Source organism: Anabaena sp. CCY 9402-a (assembly GCF_963920945.1).
Taxonomy (GTDB): domain Bacteria; phylum Cyanobacteriota; class Cyanobacteriia; order Cyanobacteriales; family Nostocaceae; genus Trichormus; species Trichormus minutissimus.
Genome location: NZ_CAWUDL010000195.1, coordinates 1 through 1,220, shown reverse-complemented (window position 1 = coordinate 1,220; position 1,220 = coordinate 1). Strand labels below are relative to the sequence as shown.

General features: G+C 46.1%; 1 protein-coding gene. It reads left to right on the top strand.

The features are described 5' to 3' along the window. Nucleotides 1-1,167, top strand: a 1,167-nt coding sequence (locus ACM0OR_RS28255) for an Ig-like domain-containing protein (protein ID WP_414579719.1), incomplete at its 5' end; no start/stop codon positions are given. Between the last annotated feature and the right edge of the window lie 53 nt (nucleotides 1,168-1,220).

The window sequence follows — 1,220 nt, the reverse complement described above, 5'->3', positions numbered from 1 at the left end:
GATGCCCCCACAGTAGCAAATGCGATCGCAAACCAAACCACTCTAGAAGATGGCTTCTTCAGCTTTACCGTTCCCGCCAACACCTTTGCCGATGTTGATGCAGGTGACAGCTTAACTTACACTGCCAGCCTCGCTAACGGCAACCCCTTACCTACCTGGTTAAGCTTCGACTCCAATACCCAAACCTTTAGCGGCACACCCGACGACCCAGATAACGGCACAATTAGCATTAAAGTTACCGCCACTGACACCAGCAACGCTAGTGTTGACGATACCTTTAACCTCACCGTAACACCCGTCAACGATGCACCTGTAGCTGGTGATGATTCTTTTAGTGCCAATCAAAATACCCCGTTGACACTGCTATCTGGCGACTTGTTAGCTAACGATGTTGATGTAGACGGCGGTGCTTTGAGTATTACATCTGTCAGTAACAGTGTTAACGGTAGTGTAACTATTAATAACAGTGGCAATGTAATCTTTACTCCCAATACCGGATTTAGTGGCAATGGCAGCTTTAAATATACCGTCAGCGATGGCAATGGTGGCACTGACTTAGGGATGGTAACGGTAGCAGTAGGAATTGACCTTAATGGTACAAACCAAGACGACACTATTAACGGTACATCTGGTAATGACATTATTAATGGACTCAACGGTGACGATATTATCTTTGGCTTGGCTGGTAACGATAACCTCATCGGTGGTAATAGTAACGACACCCTTTATGGTGGTACTGGCAACGACCAACTTCTAGGCGGTAACGGTGAAGACACACTTTATGGCGGTACTGGCAACGACCGTCTGGAAGGTGATAACGGTGAAGATAACCTTTATGGCGATGACGGTAATGACACCCTTTTAGGTGGTAACGGTAAAGATTTCCTTGTTGGCGGTGCGGGTAATGATTTCCTCAACGGTGGCAAAGCCGATGATATCCTGACTGGCGGTACTGGTAGCGATATCTTTGTTTTAGAGAAAGCCGCAGGTCGAGATACAATCACCGACTTTAGTTTAGGTCAAGGCGATAAAATCGGCTTGTCTGGTTTGAGCTTTAGTCAGTTGTCTTTCGCTGGTGATGAGATTCGTTTAGGTAATCAAACTTTAGGCATCCTGACTGGATTTGATACCACGACGCTGACGCAGAACAACTTTATCTCTGTTTAAGAGTATTGGGTGGGCGAATGTTTGCCCACTCGACAACTTTTTTAGGTGCATTG